Origin of the sequence: Pandoraea soli (assembly GCF_902459595.1) — a bacterium.
GTDB classification, from domain to species: Bacteria; Pseudomonadota; Gammaproteobacteria; order Burkholderiales; family Burkholderiaceae; genus Pandoraea; species Pandoraea cepalis.
This window is the reverse complement of sequence record NZ_CABPSG010000001.1, coordinates 750,853-777,108: the sequence shown is the minus strand read 5'-3', so window position 1 is coordinate 777,108 and position 26,256 is coordinate 750,853. Positions and strand designations below refer to the sequence as shown.

The following is a 26,256-nucleotide window of genomic DNA, read 5'->3' as shown; positions in this document are numbered from 1 at the left end:
TGGTTGCAATGGTCCCGATAAGTTCAAGTTATGGAGAGCCGCACCGTGGTCCCGCGTCAGATACGGTATTTGCTCGCTGTTGCAGAGCACAAGAACTTCACACGTGCTGCGGACGCGTTGGGCGTTTCCCAGCCTGGGTTGTCGCAGCAAATCAAGCAGCTCGAGGACTACCTCGGCACAACATTGTTTGACAGGACCGGACGGTCGATACGACTCACCGATGCTGGCGAGACGTACGTTGCGCATGCGCGCAAGGCGTTGTTCGAGCTTGAAGCCGGGTGGCGAGCGTTGCAGGAGGTTGAGGATCTTTCTCGCGGGGTGCTTCGCGTGGCGTGTACCCCTTCATTTACCGAATCGCTGATGCCGAAATGGGTGCACTCGTTTCACGAGCACTATCCGAACGTCCATGTGTATTTGTCGGAAATGTCGCTCGACGCCATTGAAGGCGCGTTGTGCGCGGATGAAAGCGACATTGGCGTTGGATTCACCGATGTTCGAACCGAAGGCATCCAGGTGACGCCCCTATTCGAGGAGCGGGCAACGCTGGTCGTCAGCTCGACGCATCCACTGCGCTGCGCGGGGGTTGCCATCACATCGGCGCAATTGGCGAGCCTGCCGCTTGTGATGCTCGTCGAAGGTTTCGCCGCCAGAACGTATGCGGATGCGTATTTCCGAGCGCACAAAATCGCGCCTAATATCGCCATCGAGGCCAACTCCATCAGTGCGGTTCTGAGAATTGTCCAGCTTGGGGGGATGGCCACCGTATTGCCCCAGGTCAGCGGGGACGTGCCGACAGGACTCTCGCATCTCGATCTGCCGGAGCCCATCACGAGCCGTACCGTGGCCATTCTGGAGCGGCAACGGGTGCACCGAACCGCCGCCGCAAAGGCCTTTGCGAACATCGTGATGTCGTCGACGCGTCAGCTTGGGCTTGCGTCGTCATTCATCGACGACGACCGTCATCGGGCCGACGGCACTGTCGTCAGAACACCCCGGGGATGACGCGGTAACGCACGATCGCTTGATAAGCCCGATATTCCGGGTCGCGGGACAAGAGCCATTCTTCCCGAAGCAGTCGTCCAATCTGTAGGGCGTACAAGCCTGCATAGACGAGCAGGTTGCGCCAACCGAAGTTCGTCGACAGAAAGCCCATGTCCGTGATGAAGTAGCCGAGATAGATCGGATGCCGGACAAGACGATAGGCGCCGCGGGTCACGATGCCCCGGTTCGCCGGCAAGAGGCCGAACGACCGGCGCAACGACGCCTTGGCGAGCAGTTGCCACAGAATGCCCGCACAACACAGGGTTGCACCCACCGTCTCCGGGATAAGCCGGATCCCTGGCGCCAGCTCGATAGCCAGGAAGTAGAACGTGCCGCCGACCGACAGCGCAATGCTCAGCGGTCGCCAGTCGCGCGTCTCGGGAATGCGGGCAAACAGCGACAGACCGACGGTCAACGACGACGCAAGTGCAAGCAGCAGCACCGTCAGACGGGCGGGGTCAAGGCGCCATTGCAGGATGGCCGAATACGCAAAGATGCTTAGCAGCAGCGCGGAGCACACGCGCACCGATATCTCCACCGCCATTTCACGCCAGTGGGGTCGAGACTGCATGCCCGGTTCGTCACGGGACAACGCACCGTCCAGGGGCAGCTCCACGTAGTTCTTGCTTTCCATGATCCAGGTCCTTGATGCCGGTCACGTCTGCACCTCGCGTGCCGGTCTTTTTTGTATTTTCCCTGCGCCGCAAACGCGTCAGGCGGTAGCGGTGTCGTTCCGTTGCACGGAATAGCCCGACCTTAGCTCACGCCACTTAAATTCGGCAAGGAAGCTGCACTTACGGGCGGCATCTGCGAAGCGACCAGCGATGCGGTTGCTCGCGAACGGTGGCACCACAGGTGTCGTCGCCAGCAACGTCGTTGCCGCAGCCACATGCACGCCGGTGGATGCCACGCCCGACACGCCGAAACGAACGAAACGTCCCTGCGTCCCCGAGGCCATGGGCTAGGGCTTCGCGCGGAGCACCGCCAGCAGCGACACGCCGAACGGCAGGTCGATATGGGGCAGGACCCAACGCTCCGCACTGAAGATCCGATAGAGCGAGGTGTTGAGCCACGATGGGGGGAGGGCGGTGCCGGACGCCATTGAGGAGCGAAGCAGTCGGTCCTTCATGCGTGCGACGACAGCCAGGGGGAACAGGGCCGTGTTGAAGTAGGTCACGCGCTCGATGGCGAGACCGGCGGACTCGACGGTCTTCGTCAACGTCTGTCGGCTGTAGCGCCGATGATGGTGCAGCATTACGTCGTGCTGGCTCCACATCCACGCATTCGCCGGCACGGACACCAGTACGGCCCCGCCCGGCGCGAGTTGATCGCGAACACAGCGTAGCGAAGCGACATCGGGCCCGATGTGTTCCAAACAGTCGAAGAGGCAGACCAGATCGTAGCGGGTGCCGTCGAAGGGCATATCGTCGGGGCAGTGCCCCTGTCGAATGTCGAAACGTCCGCCGGTCTTTTGATGGGCGATGGCACAGGCGTCGGTATCCATCTCGACGGCATGGACACGCCCGTGGGCGGCAAGCATGTCGAGGTTGCCGCCGGTGCCGGAACCGATTTCCAGAATTGCGGCATCGGTGGGCAAGGACAAGCGACGAATGACATTGCCGAGAATGCGTCTGCGCCCTTGGAACCACCAGTGATGGTCTTCGGTGCCGGCCATATCGAGATAGGCTTCAGGCGACATGACGCTTTTCTCCCCCCGTAGTCACCACTGCGCCGCAGGTTCAATGGCAGTGTGCGTTCAGTATAGGCAGGCGGCGCGGTCGAAGCCAGACGGTATCGGGTAATCCTGAGTCGATGCCGGCGGGCTTGATGCACAGAAGTTCCAGTTTCTTGATCTGACCAGTGCGCCGGAGGCCGCCTTAAATCCATTGATCGTTCTCGACGGTACGCTCGCCCGTCGCGCCCTCGCCTGTGTTCACCACACCTCGTGGTTCGATCAGCAGCAGTTTCACTTCTGCATTTGCACTGGGCTTGTGCTCGACGCCTTTGGGCACCACTGCCATTTGACCGGCATGCAGCACGATCGAACCGTCGCCCGAAGGCGCGGTACGAAAATCGATACGCAACTCGCCTTCGAGCACAATAAACGTTTCGTCGGTATCGGCATGCCGGTGCCAAAGGAACTCGCCTTCAACCTTTACGACCTTGAACTGATAGTCGTTCATTTCAGCGACGACGCGCGGTTGCCAGTGACCGTCGATCTGCGCAATCTTGCCGATCAGGTCGATGGTCTGGCACTGGCCGCGCTCGGCAGGCGCGGCGATGTGGTTCGAAGATTGGGACATCTTTCTCTCCATTCATGGGTCAATGCGCCGAGGGTACGCATGTTCCTTGCGGCCGTATTGAACGATCGTGGATGTCTTCAACCGCGCACGACACCACCCGCGATCTGGAGCCAGCGCCCCGGCGTGAGCCCGAACGTCTTCGCGAAATGTCGCGTCATGTGGCTCTGGTCTGCAAAACCTGCGGCCGCAGCGGCGTGAGCAAGCGAGGTGCCGGCAAGCAGCATGCGGCGTACCATATCGAGGCGCCGCATCGTCAGATAACGATATGGGCTCGTACCGTAGAACGCGCGAAAGTCGTGCGACAGGCTCCAGCGATCACGGCCCGTCGCCACTTCGAGTTCATCCAGCGTGACGACGCGCAGGCAGTTTGTGTGCAGGTAGTCGCGTGCGCGCCGCGCTGCGAGGAAGTCGCCTTTCACGCGTTGCGCGGGCATGCGCGCAACGGCGGAAAGTGCGTGTGCCAGTTCGGCGAGCGCATCGCTCTGTTCGAGCGGCTCGAGCGTCGCGCCGACGTGCTGCAGCAACGTTGTGGTTGCCGCAGCAAGGCGCGGATCGGTCGTCACGCCGCCTTCGATGAATGGCAGCGCGCGTCCGCCGAGTACGGCCTGAAAGAACGCAGGCTCGACGTAGATCATCCGGTAATGGAATCCTTCGTCGGTGCCCGCCTGGCCATCGTGGGCCTCGTCGGGATGCAACACCATCGTGTTGCCGGGCAGGCTGTTTCGCTGGTCGCGCCGATAGCTGAAACGCTGAACACCGGCGAGGGTGCGGCCGATCGCATAAGTGTCGTGGCGGTGCATGGCATAAGCTTTGCCGTGAAACCGTGCTTCGATGCGCTCGACACCATCTGTCGGCTCGGCGCGCCTCACCCAGTCGGGGTGTGAGCGCGATGCAGATCGGTTCATGATGTATGGCCTTGGATGGCCTGAGGTGTCGCGAGGCGGTGCGGGCGCTCAGGCGCGGTATGGTGCTCAGCCGCTCCCCGAATTGTCGCATGAGACGGCCCACGCACGACGACACGCTATGGTCGACGCCGATCCATATGACCACGGACCTGCGAGGTGCAACCCGCGCGGTAACCGCTAGAATTACGGTTTTAGCCCGGAATACGTCCATGTCTTTTGCCTCGCTTGGTCTGATCGATCCGCTGCTGCGCAATGTGCAGGGCCTCCATTACGAGACACCGACACCGGTGCAGGTCAAGGCGATTCCTGCTGTACTCAGTGGCAAGGACGTCATGGCTGAAGCGCAGACCGGCACTGGCAAAACCGCCGCTTTTGCGCTGCCGCTGTTGCAACGACTGATGCAACACGGCCCGGCGGTGTCGAGCAACCGTGCGCGCGTTCTTGTTCTGGTGCCCACGCGTGAATTGGCTGAGCAACTGCTGCAAAGCTTTATCGCTTATGGCAAAGGCCTCGACTTACGATTTCTGGCCGCCTACGGCGGTGTGAGTCTCAACCCGCAGATGATGGCGTTGCGCAAAGGTGTCGATGTGCTCGTTGCCACGCCGGGGCGTTTGCTCGATCTCAATCGTCAGAACGCAGTGCAGTTTGATCAGGTACAAACGCTGGTGCTGGATGAAGCCGACCGCATGCTGGATCTGGGCTTCGCGCGCGAACTCAACGCTGTCTTTGCTGCCTTGCCCGCTCAGCGCCAGACCTTGCTGTTTTCCGCGACGTTTACCGATGACATCCGCGCCATGGCGGCGAGCGTTCTGCGCGGTCCGATCAATATCAGCGTCAGCCCGCCCAACGCCACGGCCAGCAAGATCAAGCAGTGGGTGGTGACGGTGGATAAAAAGAACAAGCCGGACCTCTTCATGCACCTTGTGGCCGAGAACCACTGGGAGCACGCGCTGGTGTTTGTTAAAACGCGCAATGGCGTGGATTATCTGGCGGCTATGCTCGATGAAGCGGGTTATGCGGTCGACACCATCCACGGTGACAAACCCCAACCCGCTCGCTTGCGTGCGCTGGAGCGCTTCAAGACGGGCGACGTTCAAATGCTGGTAGCCACCGATGTGGCTGCGCGCGGGCTGGATATCGACGATCTGCCGCTGGTGATCAACGTCGATCTGCCGATCGTTGCGCAAGACTACGTGCATCGTATCGGCCGTACCGGCCGCGCGGGCGCGAGCGGCGTGGCGGTGTCCCTCGTGTGTGCCGACGAAGCGCCGCAATTGGCCGCGATTGAAGCACTGATCCGGCAAACCCTGCGCCGTGAAGAAGCGCCGGGTTTTGAAGCCGAACACCGTGTGCCGCAAACCAGCGCGACGGGCCGGGTCATCAAGAAACCCAAAAAGCCCAAGAAGCCCAAAGTGCTGTTGGCCGCGCCGGTTACGGTGCAGGCGCTCAGCAAAAAGCCGCGCACCCAACCCGCCGGCAAACCCGCTACGGGTTCGCGCAAACCCACCGGAAAACTCGCGGGTGGTCGCGGCAAACGCCAGCCATGATTCCTGCCTTTGCGGCGCAACCCCGGAAAAATTGCGGGGCACCGGTCACAAATGTCAGTCACCACAACCGGTAAGAATTGCGAAAGCTGGCAGAGGGGGGCTCGCTTCCCCCCGGGCTCTGAAACCACTCCATCGCCAAACGCTCATCACGGAACTTCTTATGTGGGGAAACGCTTATAAAGCGGAGGCGCCAAATTTCAGGGGGCAGGGCGCTTTCATGACGCTGCCCTGACGATAGCCATATCATTTGGTGTCTTACCCGTTCTAATCAGGGTGCGACTCGGTGCTCGACGGAGAAGCGCGCCAACGGGTTGGCGAGCGGCCGTATTCGCCCTTGAACCAGCGCGCAAATGCGCTCTGGCTTGTGTACCCAAGCAGCGTGGCGACATGCTCGATCGAGTACCGCTTGTTCATCAGGTATTGTGCGGCCAGATCACGTCGTAGCGCGCCCACAAGATCGGAGAATTGCTGCGCCTCGTCGTCAAGACGACGTTGCAAGGTCCTCACGCTCATATGAAGATGGTCCGCCACCTGGTTGATGGATGCACGGCCAACAGGGAGGAGCAGCACGATCGCTCGCTGTACCGAAAGGGTCACCGAGTCGCGGTCGACTTCAAGCCGCGACTGAATGCTTCGCTCAAGCTGCTCGACCATGAATGGATCAGCGAGCGGGTTCAAGCCATCGAGATCGCGACTAAAACACGTGAAACCGTTGAGCTCGCTGTCGAACACCACTTCGCATCCGAACACCCGCTCATGGAACATCAGTTCCGATGGCGGCGAGTGCGTAAAGTGTATCGAAAGGGGGCGCCATTTTGCTCCGAGCAGCAGTCGGCACGCGTTAACCAAAACCCCCATGGCAAGCTCCGTCGCCTGACGTGAGTAGTGTCCTGTGACGGGCATGACCTCCTGACGAATAAACACGACATTGCCATTGTCAGTGATGTCGGTGACCAACATCGCATTGAGCAATTGCCGGTATTCGATCAGCGTCTCGATCGCGTCGCGCAAGGTACGTCGATGCGGAAGCAGCATACCGACAACCCCCATTCCAGAGGCTTTTCGTTGGTCTGCCATGCGCAGCCCAAAATTGATCTTCCCCGTCTGCACAGCGGACTCTTCGATCAGCCAAACCATCGCTTTGGCGGAAATCAACTGTTCCGGCGTCGCCAAGACGGCGGGATCTATGCCGGCCTTGCGCAGCAGTTCATGAGGACTGAAATGAAGCGCCTGGGCAACTTCGAGATAGCCGCTGAACGTGGCCGCGCGAATCTGCAAATCCATCAGAAAGCTCCGTCGCCCGACACACCCTCGCTGCGATGCAATCAACGAGCTGTGGCGTGAAATGTTTAATGAAAGGCATCAAAAGTATAACCATTTTCTGTCAATCCCATAAGCTGGCAAAAAATCGCTGCCGTAAGTTTCCCGCATGGTGGCCCAGGGATAGTCAAAGGAAATAGCATGGCTCAGATTGTTCGCTTTCACGAAACCGGTGGTCCGGAGGTCTTGCGCGTCGAGGCGCTTGAAATAGGGGAGCCGGGGCCGGATGAGGTCAGGTTGCGTCACGTAGCGGTCGGCCTGAACTTTGCCGACATTTACTTCCGCACGGGGCTCTATCCCGCACCATTGCCATCGGTCCTTGGGACCGAGGCCGCAGGCATCGTCGAAGCCGTTGGCAAGAACGTGACAAATGTTGCCGTTGGCGACCGTGTGACCTACACGGGGGCGTATAACACCTTGGGCGCGTACAGCACTGAGCGTCTTATTTCTGCTGCGCCGCTGATCAAGCTGCCAGACGCGATTACATGCAAGACAGCGGCCGCGATGACGATGCGAGGTCTCACATCGGCCTACCTGTTGCGACGCATCTACGACTTTAAGGAAGGGGACGTCATCCTGCTGCACGCTGCCGCCGGTGGTGTCGGGTTGATCGTCTCTCAGTGGGCCAAGCTGCTCGGTCTTACGGTGATTGGCACCGTATCGAGCGAGGCCAAGGCCGAAATTGCCCGCGCTCATGGTTGCGATCATACGATCAACTACAGCCTCGAGGACGTCGCAAAGCGTGTTCGTGAACTGACCGGGGGCGTCGGTGTGAACGTGGTGTTCGACAGCGTTGGCAAGGATACCTTTGATGCGTCGCTCGATTCCCTCAAACGCCGCGGGTTGATGGTCTGTGTAGGAACCGCGTCGGGTCCGATCTCCCCGTTTAACCCCCAGATACTGGCCATGAAGGGCTCACTCTTCCTCACGCGGCCGGCCTTGGCGGACTACATCTCCGATCCGACGGAAAAGGCTGCGCTGGCGCGGGAGCTTTTCGATCACGTCGGCGCTGGCCGTATCAAGATCGAGGTCAACCAACAATACGCGCTTCAAGACGCCGCGCACGCGCATCGCGACCTGGAATCGCGCAAGACCACTGGTTCGTCGATTTTCGTGATCTGAGCGCACCACGAGGAATGAGTGAACCATGCAAATTGAGCAACTGACGTATTCGATCGGTGCCGAGTTGACCGGCGTCAAGCTGGCCGACGCCGTTCACGACGACGGCCTGTTCGACGAAATCCGCACCGCCCTGGTCAAACATCGGGTGTTGTTCCTGCGCGACCAGGAATTTACGCGCGCCGAACACGTCGCCTTCGCGCGCCGGTTTGGTGATCTTGAAGATCACCCTGTGGCAGGCAGCGACCCTGAGCATCCTGGGCTCGTGCGGATCTACAAGTCGCCCGAGCAGCCCAACGACCGCTATGAAAATGCCTGGCATACCGATGCGACATGGCGAAATGCGCCTCCGTTCGGATGCGTGTTGCGTTGTGTCGAATGTCCGCCCGTCGGCGGCGACACGATGTGGGCAAATATGGTGCTGGCTTACGAAAAACTCCCCGACGACATCAAGCACCAGATAGCTGATCTGCGCGCACGTCACAGTATCGAGGCCAGTTTCGGTGCCGCCATGCCGATTGAAAAACGACTCGAACTGAAAGCGCGCTTCCCGGATGCAGAACACCCCGTGGTGCGCATTCATCCGGATACCGGCGAAAAGATCTTGTTCGTCAACGCATTCACGACACACTTCACGAACTATCACACGGCAGCCCGAGTGCGCTTCGGGCAGGACGCCAATCCCGGCGCCGCACAGTTGCTCAGCTACCTGATCAGCCAGGCCTACATCCCTGAATTCCAGGTGCGTTGGCGCTGGCAGCCAAACAGCGTCGCCATCTGGGACAACCGGAGTACGCAGCACTATGCCGTTATGGACTACCCGCCGAGCCACCGAAAGATGGAACGCGCGGGAATCATTGGCGATATTCCTTTCTGACCTTCGAACAGGCAAGCACCAGGAGTAGAAGATGCAATTTTTTGACGATTCCCTGCACCCAGAAAACCAGGAAAAGGTGGTCATCACCGTCGCGCCGTACGGCCCTGAGTGGATGCCTGCCGATTTTCCGGAAGATATTCCGGTGACGATGGACGAGCAGATCCAGAAGGCCGTCGATTGTTACGAGGCCGGCGCCACCGTGCTCCATTTGCATGTGCGCGAACTCGACGGTAAAGGCTCCAAGCGCCTGTCGAAGTTCAACGAACTGATCGCGGGCGTGCGCGCTGCCGTGCCCGACATGATCATTCAGGTCGGCGGATCGATTTCGTTTGCGCCCGAAGACGACGGACAGGCCGCGAAGTGGCTGTCCGACGATACCCGTCACATGCTGGCCGATCTCGATCCGAAGCCGGATCAGGTGACCGTGGCGATCAACACCACGCAGATGAACATCATGGAGCTCCTGTATCCGGAATACCTGGAAGGAACCTCGCTGGCCCACCCGGCGCTCATGGCAGCCTACAGCGAAATGACCGTGCCCGCAGGGCCGGCCTGGGTGGAGGAACATCTGCGCCGTCTTCAGGCCTCGGGCATTCAGCCTCACTTCCAACTGACCGGCATCCACGCGTTCGAGACACTCGAACGCCTTGTGCGCAGGGGCATCTACAAGGGGCCGATGAACCTGACGTGGATCGGCATCGGCGGCGGCTTCGACGGACCGAATCCGTTCAACTTCTTCAACTTCGTGCATCGGGCACCGGACGGCTGCACGCTGACGGCCGAATCGTTGCTAAAGAATGTGCTGCCGTTCAACATGATGGCCATGGCCATGGGGCTTCATCCGCGGTGCGGCATTGAAGACACCATCATCGATCAGCACGGCAAACGCATGACCTCCGTGCAGCAGATCGAGCAATGTGTCCGCGTTGCACGCGAGTTGGGGCGGGAAGTGGCCAACGGCAAGGACGCGCGCAAGATCTACAAGATTGGCGAGCAATACCAGACGGCCGATGAAACGTTGGTCAAGCTTGGCATGTCGCCCAACCGTACGCCTGGTGTGAAAGGCGTGCCGATGCGGTTCAACTGAGCTTGGTAGTACCGGGTGCGGCCGAAGTGGCCGCTTGACTGAAAGACTCCCCCGGCGCGCACAGGAAGCGATCCGCTGCACTCGTATGCAGATGAGAAAGCCCGGCCGCTGGGACCTGGAGGAGACAATCTTGGACGTCCATTGCTTTGACACCGCCGTGAGCGGTGTTCCTGCGACTCCCACCGTTGGCCGCACCTATGCGTGGGCTGTATTCGCGCTGACATTTGGTCTGCTGCTGTCGGACTACATGTCGCGTCAGGTGTTGAACGCGGTTTTCCCTTTGCTGAAGAGCGCATGGGGCCTCTCGGATACGCGACTCGGCTCGCTGAGCGGTATTGTGGCCCTGATCGTCGGTTTATTGACCTTCCCGCTTTCGGTAATCGCCGATCGATTGGGGCGCGTCAGAAGCATTGTCGTGATGGCAATGGTCTGGAGTCTTGCGACGCTGGGTTGCGCCCTGGCGACGAACTTTGGTGAACTGTTTGTCGCACGCGCGTTTGTTGGGCTTGGCGAAGCCGCCTACGGTAGCGTGGGCGTTGCCCTGATCCTGAGTATCTTTCCTGCCCACCTGCGTTCCACCCTGACCGCCGCGTTCATGGCGGGCGGCGCTTTCGGCTCCGTGCTCGGAATGTCGCTCGGCGGTGCCGTCGCCGTACATCTGGGCTGGCGATGGTCGTTTGGCACGATGGCGCTCCTGGGTATTCTACTGACCGCGGCTTTCTGGCTGGTCGTCACCGAGAAGCGGATCGGAACCGATGCTCGTGGACTGCGCCAGCAACGATCGAATGGTCAAGGCATCGGCACCAGTCTGCGTGTGCTGATCAACGGACTCTTTTCTACCGTCTCCGTGGTCTGTGCCTATGTCGGAAGCGGGCTGCAGTTGTTCATTCTCGGCTCGCTGTTCGTCTGGATGCCAAGTTACCTGAACCGCTACTACGACATGGCGCCCGATAAGGCCGGTGCTGCCGCGGCGGCATTCGTCATGATCGGCGCGGTCGGCATGGTCTTGTGCGGCATGGTGACCGATCGTGTGAGCCGTCAGGAACCGTCCCGCAAGTGGGTGAGCGCAATCGCCTATTGCCTCATCTCGTTCGTCTTGCTGGGGATTGGCTTTCACGTGAAGCCCGGCGCATTGCAGCTCGTATTGATTGGCGTTGGCATGCTGGTCGTGGCCGGAACATCCGGCCCCGCCGGGGCGATGGTGGCCAATCTCACGCCGACAACCATTCACGCCTCGGCATTTGCCACGTTGACGCTTGCGAACAACCTGCTTGGCCTGGCACCTGGACCCTTCCTCACAGGCGTGGTTGCCGACAAGGTAGGTCTGCACGGGGCATTGCAATTGATTCCGTTTATGGCACTGCTTGCCGCGGTGGCGTTTTCGGTCGGCAAGGCGAGCTACGCAAACGATCTACGTCGCCTCAATGAGTTGCGCAGCGCCGCGAAGCGTTAATGCGGGCTGCCGCACTCTACAAAATCAACAGAGATTCCCGATGAATAGCCTGGTGTCGTCTCCAACCGTCTTGATTGTCCCTGGCCTGCGGGATTACGTTGCCGACCACTGGCAAACGCATCTGGAGTGCACGCTGCCCAATGCCCGTGCGGTGCCGCCGCTGGAACATGACAAGTTGTCGTTGGCAGCGCGAGTTGCGGTGCTCGATGCAACGCTTGCGTCGATCGAGGGACCGGTCATCCTGGTTGCCCACAGTGCGGGCGTGATGATCGTGGCGCATTGGGCGATGCGCCACGACCGAGCCATCCTCGGCGCGCTGCTGGCAACCCCGCCCGACCTCGAAGCGCCAATGCCTGACGGCTACCCGCGCCTGGACGCCCTCCGCGCACAGGGCTGGCTCCCGATGCCACGCCGGAAATTGCCCTTCCCGAGCATCGTCGCGGCAAGCACGAATGATCCGCTCGCACGGGTCGAGCGTGTTGCGGAGTTGGCTCAAGTATGGGGTAGCCGATTTGTGGATCTCGGTGCCGTGGGGCACTTGAACCCGGCGGGCGGTTACGGCGTGTGGCCGCGTGCCACCGAGCTTATCGCCGAACTGTCCTGAATTTCGTGTCGTCGACGTAGCGTCCACGCCCCGCGCATTCGGCAACGGGCCGGAGGGCTCGCGTGCGCATCCCTGCGGGAGCGACGCCGAACGCTGATGGGTGGACGTTCATTGAGTTAGCGGCATTCGTGTTGCCAAGGCGGAAAGGGCTATGAAACAAGCGCTGAACATTGATGTTTTCTTTGATCTGGTTTGCCCTTGGTGTTTGATCGGCAAACGGAATTTGGCCGTCGCGCGGGACCGCTTTGCAGTGCTTCATCCCGAAGTGCAAGTGTCTGTGAAATGGCACCCGCACCGCTTGCTACCCGACATGCCGCGCGAGGGCGTGCCTTTTGAGGCTTTTTACCTGGCGCGGCTGGGAAGTCCGGAAGCCGTTGTGATGCGTCGGGAGCAAGTACGGCGGGCAGGAACTGCCGCTGGCATCTCGTTTGCGTTTGATCGAATTCAAATGATGCCGAACACGGGCGCAGCCCATCGCCTGATCAACTTTGCGCAGCGCTTCGGCACGCCCAAACAACACGAGAGGCTCATCGAGCGTCTGTTCGTCGGGTACTTCCTGCTTGGGGAAAACATCGGCGATACGGCGACGTTGGCACGTATCGCACTTGAATGCGGCTTCACCGGCGCGTCCAAGGCTTACCTCGATGTCTCGACTGAACGCGGGAGTATTGCCAGCCCTGAACGGACGTACGAAATGCCACCGGGCAGCGGTGTGCCGTACTTCGTTTTCGATCGGTGCCAGGCATTGTCCGGCGCCCAGCAACCGCAAACGCTCTTGACCGCCATGCAGACCATGGTTTGCGCTGAACGGTTGGAGCGCTAAGCGATGGAGCCGCTGATCGAGGGGGTGCCGATGACTGACGTGTTGCAAGGTGTTGTGGACGCGGACGCAACGTGCAGCGATCCTCCTATGGCCAATCCGTGTATCAACATTTGCCGAATGGATCTGAGCGGCAAGTTCTGTCAAGGGTGTCGGCGCACCGCGGTCGAAATCGGGCTATGGGATCGCATGTCTGAGTCGCAAAAGATGGAGATTGTTTGCCGCATCGAGCGCCACGAACACGTTCAGAAGCGTGGTGGCAACGCGATCTTAGGTCCTTCAATAGAAAGTGGAATGCAAAAATGAACGGATTGATGCTGGAAAAGCAGTTGCTGATCTCCTCGTTGATCGCGCACGCCGATCGTCACCACGGCGATACGGAGATTGTGTCGCGACGCGTGGAGGGTGACATCCATCGCTATACCTTCCGAGACTGCCACCGCCGCGCACGTCAGATGGCCAATGCGCTTACCCGCCTGGGCGTAAGCGCATCCGAGCGCGTGGGCACGCTGGCATGGAACGGTTATCGGCACATGGAGCTGTACTACGGCATCTCCGGCATGGGGGCGGTCATGCACACGATTAACCCGAGATTGCACGTTGACCAGATCACGTACATCGCCAATCACGCACAAGACCAGTACATCTTCTTCGATCTCAGCTTTCTGCCGTTGATCGAGGAGATCGCCGGTCGCTGTGAGTCGGTCAAGGCATTTGTCGCCATGACCGACCGCGCGCACATGCCGCAAGCCCACCGCATTGCGAACCTGCTGTGTTACGAAGACCTGATCGACGAGAGCTCACCTGACTACGCCTGGCCGGAATTTGACGAACATAGTGCATGCGCGCTGTGCTACACCTCGGGCACCACCGGCAATCCGAAAGGGGTCCTTTACTCTCACCGATCCTCGTTGCTCCATACGTATGCCGCCGCATTGCCGGATGCGCTGAACTGCTCCGCGAAAGACGTGCTCCTGCCGGTGGTGCCGATGTTTCACGTGAATGCTTGGGGCATTCCGTACGTCGCGTGCATGGTCGGTGCCAAGCTGGTGTTCCCCGGCCCGGGGTTGGACGGGAAATCGCTGTACGAACTCATCGAAGCGGAACAAGTGACGTTCGCGGCTGGCGTCCCGACAGTTTGGCAAGGCCTGCTGAACCATGTAGGGGAGGGCGATCTGACATTCTCGACCTTCAAGCGCACCGTCATTGGCGGGGCGGCATGCCCGTCGTCCATGCTTCGTACTTTCCAGGAAGCGCATGGCATCGAGGTCGTGCACGCATGGGGAATGACCGAACTGAGCCCGATCGGCACCGTTGGCGCGATGAAGGCGAAACACCGGGCAACGTCCCCCGAAGATCGTTACGCCACACAAGCGAAGCAAGGTCGAGCCGTATTTGGTGTCGACATGAAAATCGTTGACGGACTCGGAGACGAGCTTGCGTGGGACGGTGTGACAGCGGGCGATTTGCTGGTGCGTGGGCCGTGGATTGCGAGCGACTACTTCCTCAACCAGGGCGACAGCCCATTGCTGCGCGATGCCGCCGGGCAGGGTTGGTTCCCCACCGGCGACGTTGCGACGATCGACGCCGATGGCTTCATGCAGATCACCGACCGCAGCAAGGACGTGATCAAGTCCGGCGGTGAATGGATCAGTTCGATCGAGATCGAGAACATCGCCGTATCGCATCCCGCCATCGAGAGCGCCGCGTGCATTGCCGCCAGGCATCCGAAGTGGGACGAGCGACCGCTTCTCCTCGTTGTAAAGCGCGCGGGTGAGCCACTGACGGCCGAAGAAGTGCTGACATACCTGCGGGGAAGAATTGCGAAGTGGTGGACGCCGGACGCTGTTGTGTTTATTGACGCACTGCCGATCGGTGCCACCGGCAAGGTATTGAAGAACAGGCTGCGAGAAGCATTCCAGGATTACCTGCTGAAGTAGTGAATCGGCCGGCGGCAAGCATGCCATCGGCGTGTGTTGGATTGGCAATTTGCAATTTTACAAAAAAGAGATTGGAGGAGACATGAAGTTGAAGTGGATTGCAGCGGCCGCGCTGGCCGCAACGGGGCATGTGGCTTACGCACAATCGTCGGTAACGCTGTACGGTAACGTCGATACAGGGATGTTGTATCAAAGTACCTCCGCGGCGACGTTCAACCCTGCGTCGGCCAACCTTGGCAAGGTCTATCGCGCCAAGGATGGCGGCATCTACGCCAGTAATTGGGGCATCAGGGGCACCGAAGACATTGGCGGTGGTTATCACGTGAACTTCAAGCTGCAAGGCACGTTCGATACCACCAGCGGGAAGTTGGGCCTTGCGGACACAACCGGCGGCACGGCGATCTTCAATCAGCAGGCCAACGTTGGCATTTCGGGGCCGTTCGGCAGCGTGACCGCTGGGCGTCAAATTGTGCCAATGGCCTGGGCTATGGCGGAAACGGACGTTCGCTCGGCACAATACTTTGGCAGCATTTTGACCGCGTGGTTGGGTATGAACCAAGCCGCGGGTTGGCCCGGCACCAACACCAACGCGCCCATCGGCGCGCTATACGACAGTAGCGCGATCGTTTATGAATCACCCAAGTTCGGCGGCGTCTCCGCCGTACTCGAATACGCGCCGGGCGGTTCGCCGGGCAGCTTTCAGGGCGGCACGCGTGAGTCGGCCGTACTCAAGTACTCGAACTACGGACTTGCCGTGTCGGCTGTTTATTACAACGGGCACGATACGAATCCGATGCCCGGCGGTTCCGCAACCGGCGTCGACAACAACCGCTTCATCTATCTGGGCGCGAAATATACCTTCAGCAACGGCCTTTCGGCATCCGCGTCCTACAGCAATGGCAGGAATCCATCGAATTCCGGAGCCGTCAATATCGATATGTATTCAGCGGGGTTGGGCTATCGGATCACGCCCGCGTTGCAGCTCACCAGCGCCGTTTATTACCTGAGGGACAAAAACAACTCGACCAACCACTCGACCGAGTTCGCTGCGGGGGCGGAATATCACCTCTCCAAAACGACCATGGTCTATGGACAGTACGGGTATGTGAACAACAAGGGCACGATGACCACCACGATTACCTACGGTCAGCCGGTCGCGCCAGCCATGGCGACAACGGCGGTCATGCTGGGTATGCGCCACTCCTTCTAATCGCGCCGCGCGGGGGCTCGCATGTGCCGGACGCATGCGAGCCCCGGCCGCTTGGTCAATCACTCCCCGATTCCCGGATGAATAACTTCAGCATCAAGACCCGTCTGGTTCTGTTGGTGACTGCATTGCTTGCCTTATTTTTACTCGTCGCCAGTCAGAGCGTGCTTCGACTTCACAATGCCAATGCGTCGATCGATATCCTCTACAACGATCGCGTTCTGCCGCTTGGCGAGCTCAAGGTGGTATCGGATGGATATACGCGGAGCATGGCGGGTGCGGCGCGCAGGGTAAGGGATGGCACCTTGCCTGCCACCGATGCCGTCAAGGTAATCGACGAGGCACGAGCGCGCATGGATAAAGCGTGGACGAATTACACGGCAACCCAACTGACTGCGGATGAAAAGCAGCTTGTCAACGAGGCGGCCCCGCTCAGAGACCGGAGCGACTTGGCTGTGGCCCGCTTGCGGGAGCTGTTGCGCGCTGACGACAAGGACGGCTTGCAAGGATTTGTCGCCGGTGAAATGTCTTCGGCGTTCGAACCGATGACGCGTCTGCTTGACCGGTTGGTCAAACTTCAGATGGATGCCGCACGCCAGGCGTATGAGCAGGCAGACGCGACCTATCGACGCGTGGTGTGGACAAACGTCATCGGAACCCTGCTCATTGTCGGCACTTTCGGGTTCATCTGCTGGGCGCTGATTCGCTCCATCTCCCGACCGCTTGCGGAAGCGGTACGCATTGCGGAAACGGTATCAGCGGGTGACCTGACTTCTCACATCGAGCCGTCGGGGCGCGACGAGACAAGTCATTTGTTGGTTGCGCTCAAGTGCATGAACGACAACCTCGTTGGCATCGTCCGTGGCGTTCGCACGAGCGGTGAGTCAATCGGGACGGCGACGCGTCAGATCGCGGCGGGCAATATCGACTTGTCTTCACGCACCGAACAGCAGGCGGCGTCGCTCGAACAGACGTCAGCGACCATGGACGAGTTGACCGGCACGGTGCAGCATAACGCTGAAAACGCCCGGAAGGCGAGCGTGCTGGCGGCCAACGCAGCGGAAATCGCCAATCGCGGAAATGCGTCCGTGGCCCGTGTCGTGGACACCATGGGCGAGATCAGTGAGCGCGCGTCCAGGATCGTCGACATCATCGGTCTTATCGAAAGCATCGCGTTTCAAACGAACATTCTGGCACTCAACGCAGCGGTAGAAGCTGCGCGTGCCGGCGAGCACGGGCGCGGTTTTGCGGTCGTTGCCGGCGAGGTCAGGGTGTTGGCGCAACGTACGTCAAGTGCATCAAAGGAAATCAAGGGGTTGATCAACGCGTCGGTCGCTCGCGTCGCAGCCGGTACGGAACTCGCGAATCGAGCCGGTCACACCATGTACGAAATCGATCAGGCCGTCTCCAGAGTCACGAACATCATGGGCGAGATCGCAGCGGCTTCTGACGAGCAGAGCCGGGGAATCGAGCAGGTGGGGCAGGCCATAGCGCAGATGGACAGTGTGACCCAGCAGAACGCCGCGCTCGTCGAAGAGGCGGCGGCAGCCGCACAGTCGCTCGAACAGCAGGCGACAACGCTCATCTCGGCCGTGACCGTATTCAAGCTGAACGACGCGGTTTCCAGGCCTCTGCCCGTGACGATCGCCAAACGACACCGAGGCCCCCGCCTGATGCCACGATTGCGCAACGCGTTGGCACAAAGCCATTGAATCCGCTTTCGGCTACCGTTCCTGTCTCGCTCGTGAACAGCATTCTTGTCGGTGCTGCTCCGAGCGAAATCGCGCATCTGGCCGGCTGCGCGGGCATTTCCTACGAATTGCTCCGCGAGCCCGGCGCCCGTCTGACGGAAGAGCAATTCGCAACACTGTACCGGATGCGTGCCCATGCGCTGGACGACGAAATGCCGGGCATCTTCGGCCGGCCGTTGCGCAACGGCACCTTGAAATACCTCAGCTTGAGCCTGCTCGACGCACCGAATTTAGAAGTTGCGATGCATCGGTTCGGCCAGTTCCTGCGTCTGCTCATCGACGAGTTCGGCGTCAAGACGCGACGCGAAGGGAATATCTGCAGCATTGAACTCGTTGCCAGGCACGATGGTTCCACCGCGAGCAGGCTTGGCAGGGAACTGATACTCAAGCTCGCTCACGGCTTGGCGTCGTGGCTGATTGGTCAACGGATCCCGCTGCTCGGCGTAGATTTCGATTTTCCGCGTCCGCCGCATGCGGTTGACTACCGCTATCTGTTCCCGGGGCTGGTTCGCTTCGATTGTTCGCGAACGCTTATGCGTTTCGACGCCAACTTTCTCGACATGGTTATCCGGCGGCAAAAGTCGGATTTACGGGTGTTTCTGGCGCATGCGCCAAAGGACTGGCTCTTCGTGTCGTCGGCGGAGCCAATGGTGTGCCATCGGGTTCGCGACTACCTGAATGCATGTCTGCCGACGGTGCCGACTATCGAGATCGTGGCGCGGGATCTGCATCTCTCCGTGCGCACCCTATGCCGCCGACTTTCGGCCGAAGGGACCACCTTCCAAGCCATCAAGGACGAGTTACGGCGTGATCTCGCGATTCACCGCCTGACGCGCTCGGTGGACGCCATTGCGGCCATCGCCTACGACATCGGCTTCGACGATCCCAGCGCGTTTCACCGGGCGTTTCGGCATTGGACGGGAAGCACGCCGCAAGCCTACCGAAAGGCAGGGCCGCGCACGCCGCCATCGCGGTGAAACATGGCACGTTTTGTCAATGAAAGGGCGGCGTTTGGCATTGGTGTTCGAACGGCGGATCGCTACGATGGCTCGTCTGGGTCGAGTCGCCACGGGATTACGTCCGTGCGCCGGCATCCCATTTCGCAAAGATCACACAGGAAGGACGCGCGATGAGCTACGCCGCACCATTGAAGGACATGCTGTTCGTCATGAAGGAGCTTGCCGGACTCGATGACGTGGCGACGTTGCCGGGCTTCGAGGAGGCCAATCTTGAAACCGCGCAGGCAGTGCTGGAAGAGGCGGCAAAGCTATGCGGCGACGTGCTGGCGCCATTGAATGCGCAGGGGGACCGCAACCCAAGCGCATGGAAAGACGGTAGCGTGAGCGCATCACCTGGTTTTGCGCAGGCATTCCGCCAATTTGCAGAAGGGGGGTGGCAGGGTTTGCAACACCCGGTCGCCTATGACGGCCAGGGGTTGCCCAAGCTGATCTCGACGCCCTGTGTAGAGATGCTGAACGCGTCGAACCTGTCGTTTGCGCTGTGTCCGCTCCTGACCGACGGTGCGATCGAAGCCTTGCTCACGGCCGGCTCCGACACGCTGAAGCAGACCTATGTGCCGAAGCTTGTCTCAGGCGAGTGGACCGGCACGATGAACCTGACCGAGCCGCAGGCGGGCTCGGATCTTGCGCTGTTGCGCGCTCGCGCGGAGCGGCAAGAAGACGGCAATTACCGCGTGTTCGGGACGAAGATCTTTATTACGTGGGGCGAGCACGACATGGCCCGGAACATCGTGCACCTCGTTCTTGCCCGCACACCGGATGCGCCGGAAGGCATCAAGGGCATCTCGCTGTTCGTCGTGCCGAAGTTTCTCGTCTGCGCCGACGGCTCGCTTGGTGAGCGTAACGATGTGGATTGCGTGTCCATCGAGCACAAGCTGGGCATCAAGGCGAGCCCGACGGCCGTGCTGCAATTTGGCGATCATGGCGGGGCGATTGGCCAACTGGTCGGCGAGGAAAATCGCGGCCTCGAGTACATGTTCATCATGATGAACGCCGCACGCTTCGGGGTCGGCATCCAGGGCATCGGCGTGTCCGATCGCGCGTATCAGCAGGCGGCCGCCTACGCCAAAGAGCGCGTGCAGAGCCGCCCGGTCGACGGTTCGGCCCGCAAATCTGTGACGATCATTCACCACCCGGACGTGCGTCGCATGCTGGCGTCGATGCGGGCGGCAACCGAAGCCGCGCGTGCGCTCGCCTATGTCGCGGCAGCGCATTCGGACATCGCACATGCGCATCCGGACGACCTCACACGAGCCCAGCACAAGGCTCGGTATGAATTCTTGGTGCCGATCGTGAAGGGTTGGAGCACTGAGACATCCGTCGATGTGACCAGCCTCGGCCTACAGGTCCACGGTGGTATGGGCTACATCGAAGAGACGGGGGCCGCTCAGCTTTACCGCGACGCTCGCATTTTGCCGATCTATGAGGGCACGACCGCGATTCAGGCAAACGACCTGATCGGCCGAAAGACGTTGCTCGACGGCGGCGCAGCGGTACGGTCCGTGCTCCGTGATGTCGCGGCGACGCTCGCGCAGATCGAACAGCGGGACGGGCTGGCGTTCCGATCGACACAGCGCTATTTGAAGCAAGGTCTGCGCTCGCTGGAGGCCGCGGTGGCATTCGTGCTCGACAATGCCAAACAGAGTCCGAATGCGGTGTATTCGGGGGGCGTCGCTTACCTGAAGCTGGCGGGCGTTGTCCTCGGTGGCTGGCAGATGGCGCGGGCGCTGATCGTCGCGACCGACAAGCTCGAGGAAGACCCCGCCTTCTATGGCGCAAAGATTGCGACGGCGCAATGCTACGCGGAACATATCCTGCCGCAAGCCTCGGCGCTTGAGGCCGCGATTGTTTGCGCCCGGGAGAATGAAGGGCTGCTTGCCTTGTCCGAAGATCAGTTTTAAGGCCGCGGCTATCCATGTCTCCCGAACATCTGCTTGAAAAATTTGGTCCCCGCGAGTCAATGCAGTACGACGTGGTCGTGGTTGGGGGGGGGGCTGCGGGGTTGTCTGCCGCGATTCAGTTGAAGAAGCGGGCACTGGCGCTGGGCCGAGAGATCAGCGTTTGCGTGCTGGAGAAGGGTTCGGAAATTGGCGCCCACATCCTCTCGGGGGCGGTGATGGATCCACGCGCGCTCGATGAGTTGATTCCTGACTGGAAGGCACGTGGCGCACCGCTGAATGTCCCGGTCACGGAGGATCGCTTCCTGTTTTTGAGGGAGGGCGGCGCAAACGCGGTCCCCAACTGGGCATTGCCGGACAATTTCAAGAATCACGGCAACTATGTCGTCAGTCTGGCTAACGTCACCCGTTGGCTCGGGCAGCAAGCCGAGGCGATGGGTGTCGAGATGTTCCCCGGATTTCCCGCGGCCGATGTCATTTATCACGACGACGGTGCGGTGAAGGGCGTGGTGACCGGTGACATGGGACTCGGCAAGGACGGCGAACCCACCGCCAACTTCCAGCTTGGCATCGCACTGCATGCCAAGTACACGTTGTTCGCCGAAGGGGCGCGCGGTCATCTTGGCCGAGCGCTTCAAGATCGCTTTGCGCTGCGTAAGGGCGTCGATCCGCAGGTTCACGGCATTGGCATCAAGGAACTGTGGGAGATCGCCCCGGAAGTGCACCAACCCGGTCTCGTCATCCACACTGCGGGATGGCCGCTGCGAAGCGACACCTACGGCGGATCGTTTCTCTACCATCTGGACAATCGCCAGGTAGTGGTGGGGTTCGTGGTGGGTCTAGGCTATCAGAACCCCTATCTATCGCCTTTCGACGAGTTTCAACGCTACAAGACTCACCCGTCGATCCGAAAATACCTCGAAGGCGGCAAGCGCTTGTCCTACGGCGCACGAGCCATCACGGCGGGCGGTTTGGTGTCATTGCCGAAGCTGACATTTCCGGGAGGGGCGCTGATCGGCGACGATGCCGGGTTCCTCAACGCCTCACGCATCAAGGGCAGTCATGCCGCGATCAAGACCGGCATGCTCGCGGCCGACGCGGCGTTCGACGCGGTGCAAGGCGGGCGCCAATCGGATGAGTTGTCCGCTTACCCGGAGGCCTTCCGGAAATCGTGGCTGTACGCCGAGCTTCGCCGAGCTCGCAATTTCAAGCAATGGATGGGCAAGGGTCTCTATTTGGGAGCGCTGATGGTCGGTGTCGAGCAGAAGCTGCTAGGCGGCAAGATGCCTTGGACGCTGCACCATCAGCACGCCGATCACGAGACGCTCAAACCGGCTGCTCGGTGCAAGCCGATTGCGTATCCGAAGCCAGACGGCAAGTTGACGTTCGACAGGCTCTCATCCGTGTTCGTCTCCAACACGAATCACGAGGAAAACCAGCCATCTCACTTGAGGCTGAAAGACGCCGCCATACCGGTCAGCATCAACCTGCGCACATATGACGGCCCTGAAAGCCGCTACTGCCCCGCAGGCGTATACGAATTTACGAAGCACGACGACGGTGCGCAGCGATTGACGATCAACGCCCAGAATTGTGTGCATTGCAAGACCTGCGACATCAAGGACCCTACGCAGAACATTGTCTGGACGCCCCCGGAAGGCGGCGGGGGGCCGAATTATCCAAATATGTGAATTGCCGTGCGAGGCCAACGAGCTGGCGCACTTGGCCGATAAATCGAGGAGCGTGACGTGAAAAAAGAAGTCGTGGTGGTGAGTGGCGTGCGAACGGCAATCGGGAAGTTCGGCGGCAGCCTGAAAGCGTTTGCCCCTACCGAATTGGGCGCAATGGTCGTGCGAGAAGTGCTGGCACGTGCAACGGTCGGCGGGGATGAAGTCGGGCATGTCGTATTTGGCAACGTACTTGCCACCGAGCCCAAGGATCTGTATTTGGCGCGCGTTGCCGCAGTCAATGGCGGTGTTGCGGCAGCCACGCCAGCCCTGACTGTCAATCGGCTATGTGGTTCCGGCTTGCAGGCAATCATATCGGCGGCACAAACGATCCTGCTCGGCGACGCCGACATCGCCGTCGGCGGCGGGGCCGAGAACATGAGCCGCGCCCCCTACATCACGCCTGACGCGCGGTTCGGTGCTCGCATGGGCGATGCTCGTTTGATCGATATGCTGCTTGGTGCATTAGACGACCCATTTCACAGCGTTCCAATGGGCGTCACAGCGGAGAACGTTGCTCGGAAGTACACCATCCACCGTGAGCAGCAGGATGCCCTGGCCGTCGAATCGCACCGGCGCGCTGCGCGAGCGATCGACGAGGGACGGTTCAAGACGCAGATCCTGCCCGTCAGCCGCAATGTGAAAGGGCAGGTGCTCACGTTCGACACGGACGAGCACGTTCGTCGACAGCTTGATCCAAGCGAGCTTTCCGGACTGCGGCCGGTGTTCCAGAAGGATGGGGGCACGGTCACGGCGGGCAACGCCTCAGGCATCAACGATGCGGCGGCGGCTGTCCTTATGATGTCCAGGGACGCCGCCGAGGCGCGTGGTGTGAAGCCAATGGCGCGTTTGGTGTCTTATGCGCACGCTGGCGTTGATCCGCTGTACATGGGGATTGGCCCGGTCCCTGCCACCCGCATTGCACTTCAGCGCGCAGGGCTTGAAATCTCGGACCTGGATGTCATCGAGGCCAATGAAGCGTTTGCGGCACAGGCATGCGCGGTCATGCAAGCGTTGCAACTCGATCCGGCCAAGGTGAATCCGAACGGGTCAGGTATTTCGCTCGGCCATCCCATCGGTGCCACTGGTGCTCTGATTACCGTCAAGGCGTTATACGAGTTGCAGCGAATCAATGGTCGCTACGCCTTGGTCACCATGTGCATTGGTGGCGGGCAAGGCATTGCTGCCGTGTTCGAGAACCTTCAGCAGGTGTAATTCGGCAAGTCGAAGACAATGGAAGTCCCAATGACAATTGAATCCGTAGGCATCGTTGGTGCTGGTGCGATGGGCAGCGGCATCGCACAGATCGTCGCCACCGCCGGCCTGAATGCCGTCCTGATCGACATTAACGAATACGCACTTGCTGGCGGCATTGAATCGTTGACCGCCAGCCTTGACCGAATGGTGGCCAAAGGTAAGCTTGACACGGCACAGCGAGCCGTCGCCATTTCGAGGGTTGAAGCATCGACAGATTATCGGCGACTTGCGGACGTTGATCTAATCATCGAGGCCGCGACCGAAAATCGCGAACTGAAGATGCGCATCTTGACTCAGATTGAGTCGATTGTCCGCCCCAGGGCAATCATCGCTTCAAATACCTCGTCAATCTCGATCACCGCGCTTGGCGCGGCGATGTCGGACCCATCGCGCTTTATCGGTATGCATTTCTTCAACCCGGTGCCATTGCTACCGCTTGTCGAGATCATTAAAGGTGTTCAGACAAACGCCGAAACCGTGCGCGCGGTGCACGAGTTAGCGCTACAGTTGAGCAAAGCGCCTATCAACGTCAAGAATTCGCCGGGCTTCGTAGTCAACCGGATTCTGGTGCCGATGATCAACGAGGCGTTTTTTGTGCTGGCGGAGGGCATTGCAAGCGCAGAAGAAATCGACGCGGGAATGCGGCTTGGCGCCAATCATCCACTCGGACCGCTGGCGCTTGCCGACCTGGTCGGGCTCGACGTATGCCTGTCGGTCATGGACGTCTTCTCAAAAGACTTCGGTGACCCTAAGTACCGAGCTTGTCCGTTACTGCGCGAGTTAGTGGCCGCGGGGCGCTTGGGCAGAAAGTCGGGCTATGGTGTGTATTGCTATACCTAGACATCGCTACTGAAGCAGCAACGGAGCATCGCTGCGGTTGCGCGGCAAGGTCGATGTTGTCGCCGCCAAGATGCTTCCGACCGACGGAAGCGAACGACGTCAGTCGCTACCGCAGGCCGGTTCGCCATCGTCAAATCTTCGAAAGCGACGCAGCCGACTGCGTGGTGACGGCCTTACTCTCCACGGCTCGCCCATGCTTTGCGCCCGCGAGCAGAATCCCCAGCGCGGCCAGCACTGCCGGTATCGCGAGAATCATGAACAGTCCGGCATTGCTCCAACCCGCCGCGAGCAGCATGGCGCCGCCGAGCGATCCCGCCACCGCCCCGATGCGGCCGATGCCGAGCGCCCACGCCACGCCGGTCGCGCGATTGGATGTCGGGTAATAGGCGGACGCGATCACGTTCGCGCAGACCTGCGAACCGCTCACGCAGAATCCCGTCACGAAGATGCCCAGCGCCAGCCATATCGCATCGCCGGCAATCGCCAGCGACGCTAGCGCGAACGCACCCACGACATAGGCTGCGGCGACCACTTTGTAAGGATGGAACCGGTCGATCAGCACGCCCAGCACAATCGCACCCAGCACGCCGCCGCCTTGCAACAGTCCGGCAAACATCGACGCCTGCTTGAGCGTCAGGCCGCTGCGCTCCGCCAGGATCGGCAGCCAGTTGATGAGCAGGTACAGCAACAGCAAGCTCATGAAGAATGCGAGCCAAAGCAGCAGCGTGCCGCGCCGGTAGTCGCGATGGAACAGTTGCACCACGGGCGACGACGGGAGGCGATCGTCGGCAGCGGTGTACTGCTGACCGGCCACAACCCGTTGCGGCGCGACGCGCGCCAGAATCGAGGTGATCTGCGCCTGCGTGCCGCCTCGGATTGCCAAAAAGCGCACCGACTCCGGCAGCGTGAACCAAAGCACCGGCACAAGCGCCAGCGGCAGCAGGCCGCCAACGGCGAGCAAGCCGCGCCAGCCGATCCCCGCCACGAGGTAGGCCGTCACTACGCCGCGGAGCGCCGAGCCGAGCGAGAACCCGCAGAACATCAGCGTGAGCAGAGTGCCACGACGCCGCTCGGGACTGAACTCCGACGTCAGCGTGATCGCGTTGGGCATGGCGCCGCCCAATCCTAAGCCGGTCAGGAAGCGAAGCGCGATCAGCCATTCGACGTTCGGCGCAAACGCAGCCCCTACACTTGCCGCACCGAACCACGCGACGGACAGGATCAAGACGCGGCGGCGTCCGATACGGTCTGCCATCGGCCCGCTACAGAACGCACCCACCATCAGCCCCAGCAATCCGGCGCTGAACAGCGGGCCGAGCGAGACCATCGACAACTGCCATTCGGCGCGGATGTGAGGGGCGATAAAGCCGATGATCGCGATGTCGAACCCGTCCAGCGCCACGATCAGGAAGCACATCGCGCTGATCATGATCTGGAAGCGCGACACCGGGATCGCGTTGATGAAGTCCCGTATGTCCACTGACGTGTGCCGGGGGGCGTGCTTGTCCATGAAAGTGTCTCCTGTCTCGATGCGGCGATGC

Annotated in this window: 23 protein-coding genes; 17 read left to right on the top strand and 6 right to left on the bottom strand. The window is 60.6% G+C overall.

What is annotated here, in order from left to right; all coding sequences use genetic code 11:
- Positions 1-30 precede the first annotated feature (30 nt).
- Positions 31-1,002 (top strand): transcriptional regulator CynR, encoded by a 972-nt coding sequence (gene cynR / locus PSO31014_RS03325; RefSeq protein WP_246176200.1) that lies wholly within the window; start codon positions 31-33, stop codon positions 1,000-1,002.
- On the opposite strand, the gene PSO31014_RS03320 is transcribed toward cynR, so the two are convergent.
- From PSO31014_RS03320 to PSO31014_RS03300, 4 genes are all read right to left on the bottom strand, one after another.
- Positions 983-1,612, bottom strand: coding sequence for a methyltransferase family protein (locus tag PSO31014_RS03320; protein ID WP_246176221.1), 630 nt, complete (start codon positions 1,610-1,612; stop codon positions 983-985). The genes cynR and PSO31014_RS03320 overlap by 20 nt on opposite strands.
- 390 nt (positions 1,613-2,002) lie before the next feature.
- Positions 2,003-2,740, bottom strand: a complete 738-nt coding sequence (locus PSO31014_RS03310) for a class I SAM-dependent methyltransferase (RefSeq protein WP_150550273.1) — start codon at positions 2,738-2,740, stop codon at positions 2,003-2,005.
- Positions 2,741-2,918: 178 nt separating this feature from the next.
- Complete coding sequence (locus tag PSO31014_RS03305) at positions 2,919-3,344, bottom strand: cupin domain-containing protein (protein WP_150550272.1); 426 nt, start codon at positions 3,342-3,344, stop codon at positions 2,919-2,921.
- 77 nt (positions 3,345-3,421) lie between these two features.
- Complete coding sequence (locus PSO31014_RS03300; protein WP_150550271.1) at positions 3,422-4,249, bottom strand: AraC family transcriptional regulator; 828 nt, start codon at positions 4,247-4,249, stop codon at positions 3,422-3,424.
- 209 nt (positions 4,250-4,458) lie between these two features.
- Here PSO31014_RS03300 and PSO31014_RS03295 point away from each other — a divergent pair, with 209 nt between their 5' ends.
- Entirely contained in the window at positions 4,459-5,796 is a 1,338-nt protein-coding gene (locus tag PSO31014_RS03295) for a DEAD/DEAH box helicase (RefSeq protein WP_174976354.1), read from the top strand.
- A gap of 264 nt (positions 5,797-6,060) precedes the next feature.
- Here the strand turns inward: PSO31014_RS03295 and PSO31014_RS03290 are convergent, their stop codons facing one another.
- Positions 6,061-7,080: an AraC family transcriptional regulator gene (locus PSO31014_RS03290; RefSeq protein ID WP_150550269.1), complete on the bottom strand. Its 1,020-nt coding sequence runs from the start codon at positions 7,078-7,080 to the stop codon at positions 6,061-6,063.
- A gap of 177 nt (positions 7,081-7,257) precedes the next feature.
- On the opposite strand from PSO31014_RS03290, the gene PSO31014_RS03285 reads away from it, so the two are divergent.
- The 15 genes from PSO31014_RS03285 to PSO31014_RS03215 all read left to right on the top strand — a co-directional run bounded on the left by PSO31014_RS03285 (position 7,258) and on the right by PSO31014_RS03215 (position 24,715).
- A complete protein-coding gene (locus PSO31014_RS03285; RefSeq protein WP_150550268.1) occupies positions 7,258-8,238 on the top strand; it encodes a quinone oxidoreductase family protein in 981 nt (326 codons plus the stop codon).
- Positions 8,239-8,263: 25 nt separating this feature from the next.
- Positions 8,264-9,112 (top strand): TauD/TfdA dioxygenase family protein, encoded by an 849-nt coding sequence (locus PSO31014_RS03280; protein WP_150550267.1) that lies wholly within the window; start codon positions 8,264-8,266, stop codon positions 9,110-9,112.
- Positions 9,113-9,143: 31 nt separating this feature from the next.
- Positions 9,144-10,199 (top strand): beta-keto acid cleavage family enzyme, encoded by a 1,056-nt coding sequence (locus PSO31014_RS03275; RefSeq protein ID WP_150550266.1) that lies wholly within the window; start codon positions 9,144-9,146, stop codon positions 10,197-10,199.
- Positions 10,200-10,329: 130 nt separating this feature from the next.
- Positions 10,330-11,652 (top strand): MFS transporter, encoded by a 1,323-nt coding sequence (locus PSO31014_RS03270; protein ID WP_425494835.1) that lies wholly within the window; start codon positions 10,330-10,332, stop codon positions 11,650-11,652.
- 40 nt (positions 11,653-11,692) lie between these two features.
- Positions 11,693-12,256: an RBBP9/YdeN family alpha/beta hydrolase gene (locus PSO31014_RS03265; RefSeq protein WP_150550265.1), complete on the top strand. Its 564-nt coding sequence runs from the start codon at positions 11,693-11,695 to the stop codon at positions 12,254-12,256.
- A 151-nt stretch (positions 12,257-12,407) separates the two neighbouring features.
- Positions 12,408-13,079: a DsbA family oxidoreductase gene (locus PSO31014_RS03260; protein WP_150550264.1), complete on the top strand. Its 672-nt coding sequence runs from the start codon at positions 12,408-12,410 to the stop codon at positions 13,077-13,079.
- Positions 13,080-13,166: 87 nt separating this feature from the next.
- Entirely contained in the window at positions 13,167-13,382 is a 216-nt protein-coding gene (locus tag PSO31014_RS03255) for a DUF1289 domain-containing protein (protein ID WP_174976375.1), read from the top strand.
- A complete protein-coding gene (locus tag PSO31014_RS03250) occupies positions 13,379-15,016 on the top strand; it encodes a 3-(methylthio)propionyl-CoA ligase (protein WP_150550263.1) in 1,638 nt (545 codons plus the stop codon). Before PSO31014_RS03255 ends, PSO31014_RS03250 begins: the two co-directional genes overlap by 4 nt.
- A gap of 82 nt (positions 15,017-15,098) precedes the next feature.
- Positions 15,099-16,226 (top strand): porin, encoded by a 1,128-nt coding sequence (locus tag PSO31014_RS03245; protein WP_150550425.1) that lies wholly within the window; start codon positions 15,099-15,101, stop codon positions 16,224-16,226.
- Between the two features lie 77 nt (positions 16,227-16,303).
- Positions 16,304-17,935 (top strand): methyl-accepting chemotaxis protein, encoded by a 1,632-nt coding sequence (locus PSO31014_RS22810; protein WP_150550262.1) that lies wholly within the window; start codon positions 16,304-16,306, stop codon positions 17,933-17,935.
- Positions 17,905-18,951, top strand: coding sequence for an AraC family transcriptional regulator (locus PSO31014_RS03235; RefSeq protein WP_425494842.1), 1,047 nt, complete (start codon positions 17,905-17,907; stop codon positions 18,949-18,951). Before PSO31014_RS22810 ends, PSO31014_RS03235 begins: the two co-directional genes overlap by 31 nt.
- 152 nt (positions 18,952-19,103) lie before the next feature.
- Positions 19,104-20,894 (top strand): acyl-CoA dehydrogenase, encoded by a 1,791-nt coding sequence (locus PSO31014_RS03230; RefSeq protein WP_150550261.1) that lies wholly within the window; start codon positions 19,104-19,106, stop codon positions 20,892-20,894.
- Between the two features lie 14 nt (positions 20,895-20,908).
- Complete coding sequence (locus tag PSO31014_RS03225; protein ID WP_150550260.1) at positions 20,909-22,582, top strand: electron transfer flavoprotein-ubiquinone oxidoreductase; 1,674 nt, start codon at positions 20,909-20,911, stop codon at positions 22,580-22,582.
- Positions 22,583-22,624: 42 nt separating this feature from the next.
- Positions 22,625-23,833, top strand: coding sequence for a beta-ketothiolase BktB (gene bktB / locus PSO31014_RS03220; RefSeq protein WP_343039570.1), 1,209 nt, complete (start codon positions 22,625-22,627; stop codon positions 23,831-23,833).
- Positions 23,834-23,863: 30 nt separating this feature from the next.
- Positions 23,864-24,715, top strand: coding sequence for a 3-hydroxybutyryl-CoA dehydrogenase (locus tag PSO31014_RS03215; protein WP_150550258.1), 852 nt, complete (start codon positions 23,864-23,866; stop codon positions 24,713-24,715).
- A 130-nt stretch (positions 24,716-24,845) separates the two neighbouring features.
- Here the strand turns inward: PSO31014_RS03215 and PSO31014_RS03210 are convergent, their stop codons facing one another.
- Entirely contained in the window at positions 24,846-26,225 is a 1,380-nt protein-coding gene (locus PSO31014_RS03210) for an MFS transporter (protein ID WP_150550257.1), read from the bottom strand.
- Positions 26,226-26,256 lie beyond the last annotated feature (31 nt).

Bases quoted from the DNA above. Each gene is read 5' to 3' on its own strand.
- PSO31014_RS03215 (WP_150550258.1), top strand. From the start codon at position 23,864: ATGACAATTGAATCCGTAGGCATCGTTGGTGCTGGTGCGATGGGCAGC.
- PSO31014_RS03250 (WP_150550263.1), top strand. From the start codon at position 13,379: ATGAACGGATTGATGCTGGAAAAGCAGTTGCTGATCTCCTCGTTGATC.
- PSO31014_RS03260 (WP_150550264.1), top strand. From the start codon at position 12,408: ATGAAACAAGCGCTGAACATTGATGTTTTCTTTGATCTGGTTTGCCCT.
- PSO31014_RS03310 (WP_150550273.1), bottom strand. From the start codon at position 2,740: ATGTCGCCTGAAGCCTATCTCGATATGGCCGGCACCGAAGACCATCAC.
- PSO31014_RS03225 (WP_150550260.1), top strand. From the start codon at position 20,909: ATGTCTCCCGAACATCTGCTTGAAAAATTTGGTCCCCGCGAGTCAATG.
- PSO31014_RS03295 (WP_174976354.1), top strand. From the start codon at position 4,459: ATGTCTTTTGCCTCGCTTGGTCTGATCGATCCGCTGCTGCGCAATGTG.
- PSO31014_RS03245 (WP_150550425.1), top strand. From the start codon at position 15,099: ATGAAGTTGAAGTGGATTGCAGCGGCCGCGCTGGCCGCAACGGGGCAT.
- PSO31014_RS03320 (WP_246176221.1), bottom strand. From the start codon at position 1,612: ATGCAGTCTCGACCCCACTGGCGTGAAATGGCGGTGGAGATATCGGTG.
- PSO31014_RS03290 (WP_150550269.1), bottom strand. From the start codon at position 7,080: ATGGATTTGCAGATTCGCGCGGCCACGTTCAGCGGCTATCTCGAAGTT.
- cynR (WP_246176200.1), top strand. From the start codon at position 31: ATGGAGAGCCGCACCGTGGTCCCGCGTCAGATACGGTATTTGCTCGCT.
- PSO31014_RS03255 (WP_174976375.1), top strand. From the start codon at position 13,167: ATGGCCAATCCGTGTATCAACATTTGCCGAATGGATCTGAGCGGCAAG.
- PSO31014_RS22810 (WP_150550262.1), top strand. From the start codon at position 16,304: ATGAATAACTTCAGCATCAAGACCCGTCTGGTTCTGTTGGTGACTGCA.
- PSO31014_RS03285 (WP_150550268.1), top strand. From the start codon at position 7,258: ATGGCTCAGATTGTTCGCTTTCACGAAACCGGTGGTCCGGAGGTCTTG.
- PSO31014_RS03305 (WP_150550272.1), bottom strand. From the start codon at position 3,344: ATGTCCCAATCTTCGAACCACATCGCCGCGCCTGCCGAGCGCGGCCAG.
- PSO31014_RS03275 (WP_150550266.1), top strand. From the start codon at position 9,144: ATGCAATTTTTTGACGATTCCCTGCACCCAGAAAACCAGGAAAAGGTG.
- PSO31014_RS03300 (WP_150550271.1), bottom strand. From the start codon at position 4,249: ATGAACCGATCTGCATCGCGCTCACACCCCGACTGGGTGAGGCGCGCC.
- PSO31014_RS03265 (WP_150550265.1), top strand. From the start codon at position 11,693: ATGAATAGCCTGGTGTCGTCTCCAACCGTCTTGATTGTCCCTGGCCTG.
- PSO31014_RS03280 (WP_150550267.1), top strand. From the start codon at position 8,264: ATGCAAATTGAGCAACTGACGTATTCGATCGGTGCCGAGTTGACCGGC.
- PSO31014_RS03230 (WP_150550261.1), top strand. From the start codon at position 19,104: ATGAGCTACGCCGCACCATTGAAGGACATGCTGTTCGTCATGAAGGAG.
- PSO31014_RS03210 (WP_150550257.1), bottom strand. From the start codon at position 26,225: ATGGACAAGCACGCCCCCCGGCACACGTCAGTGGACATACGGGACTTC.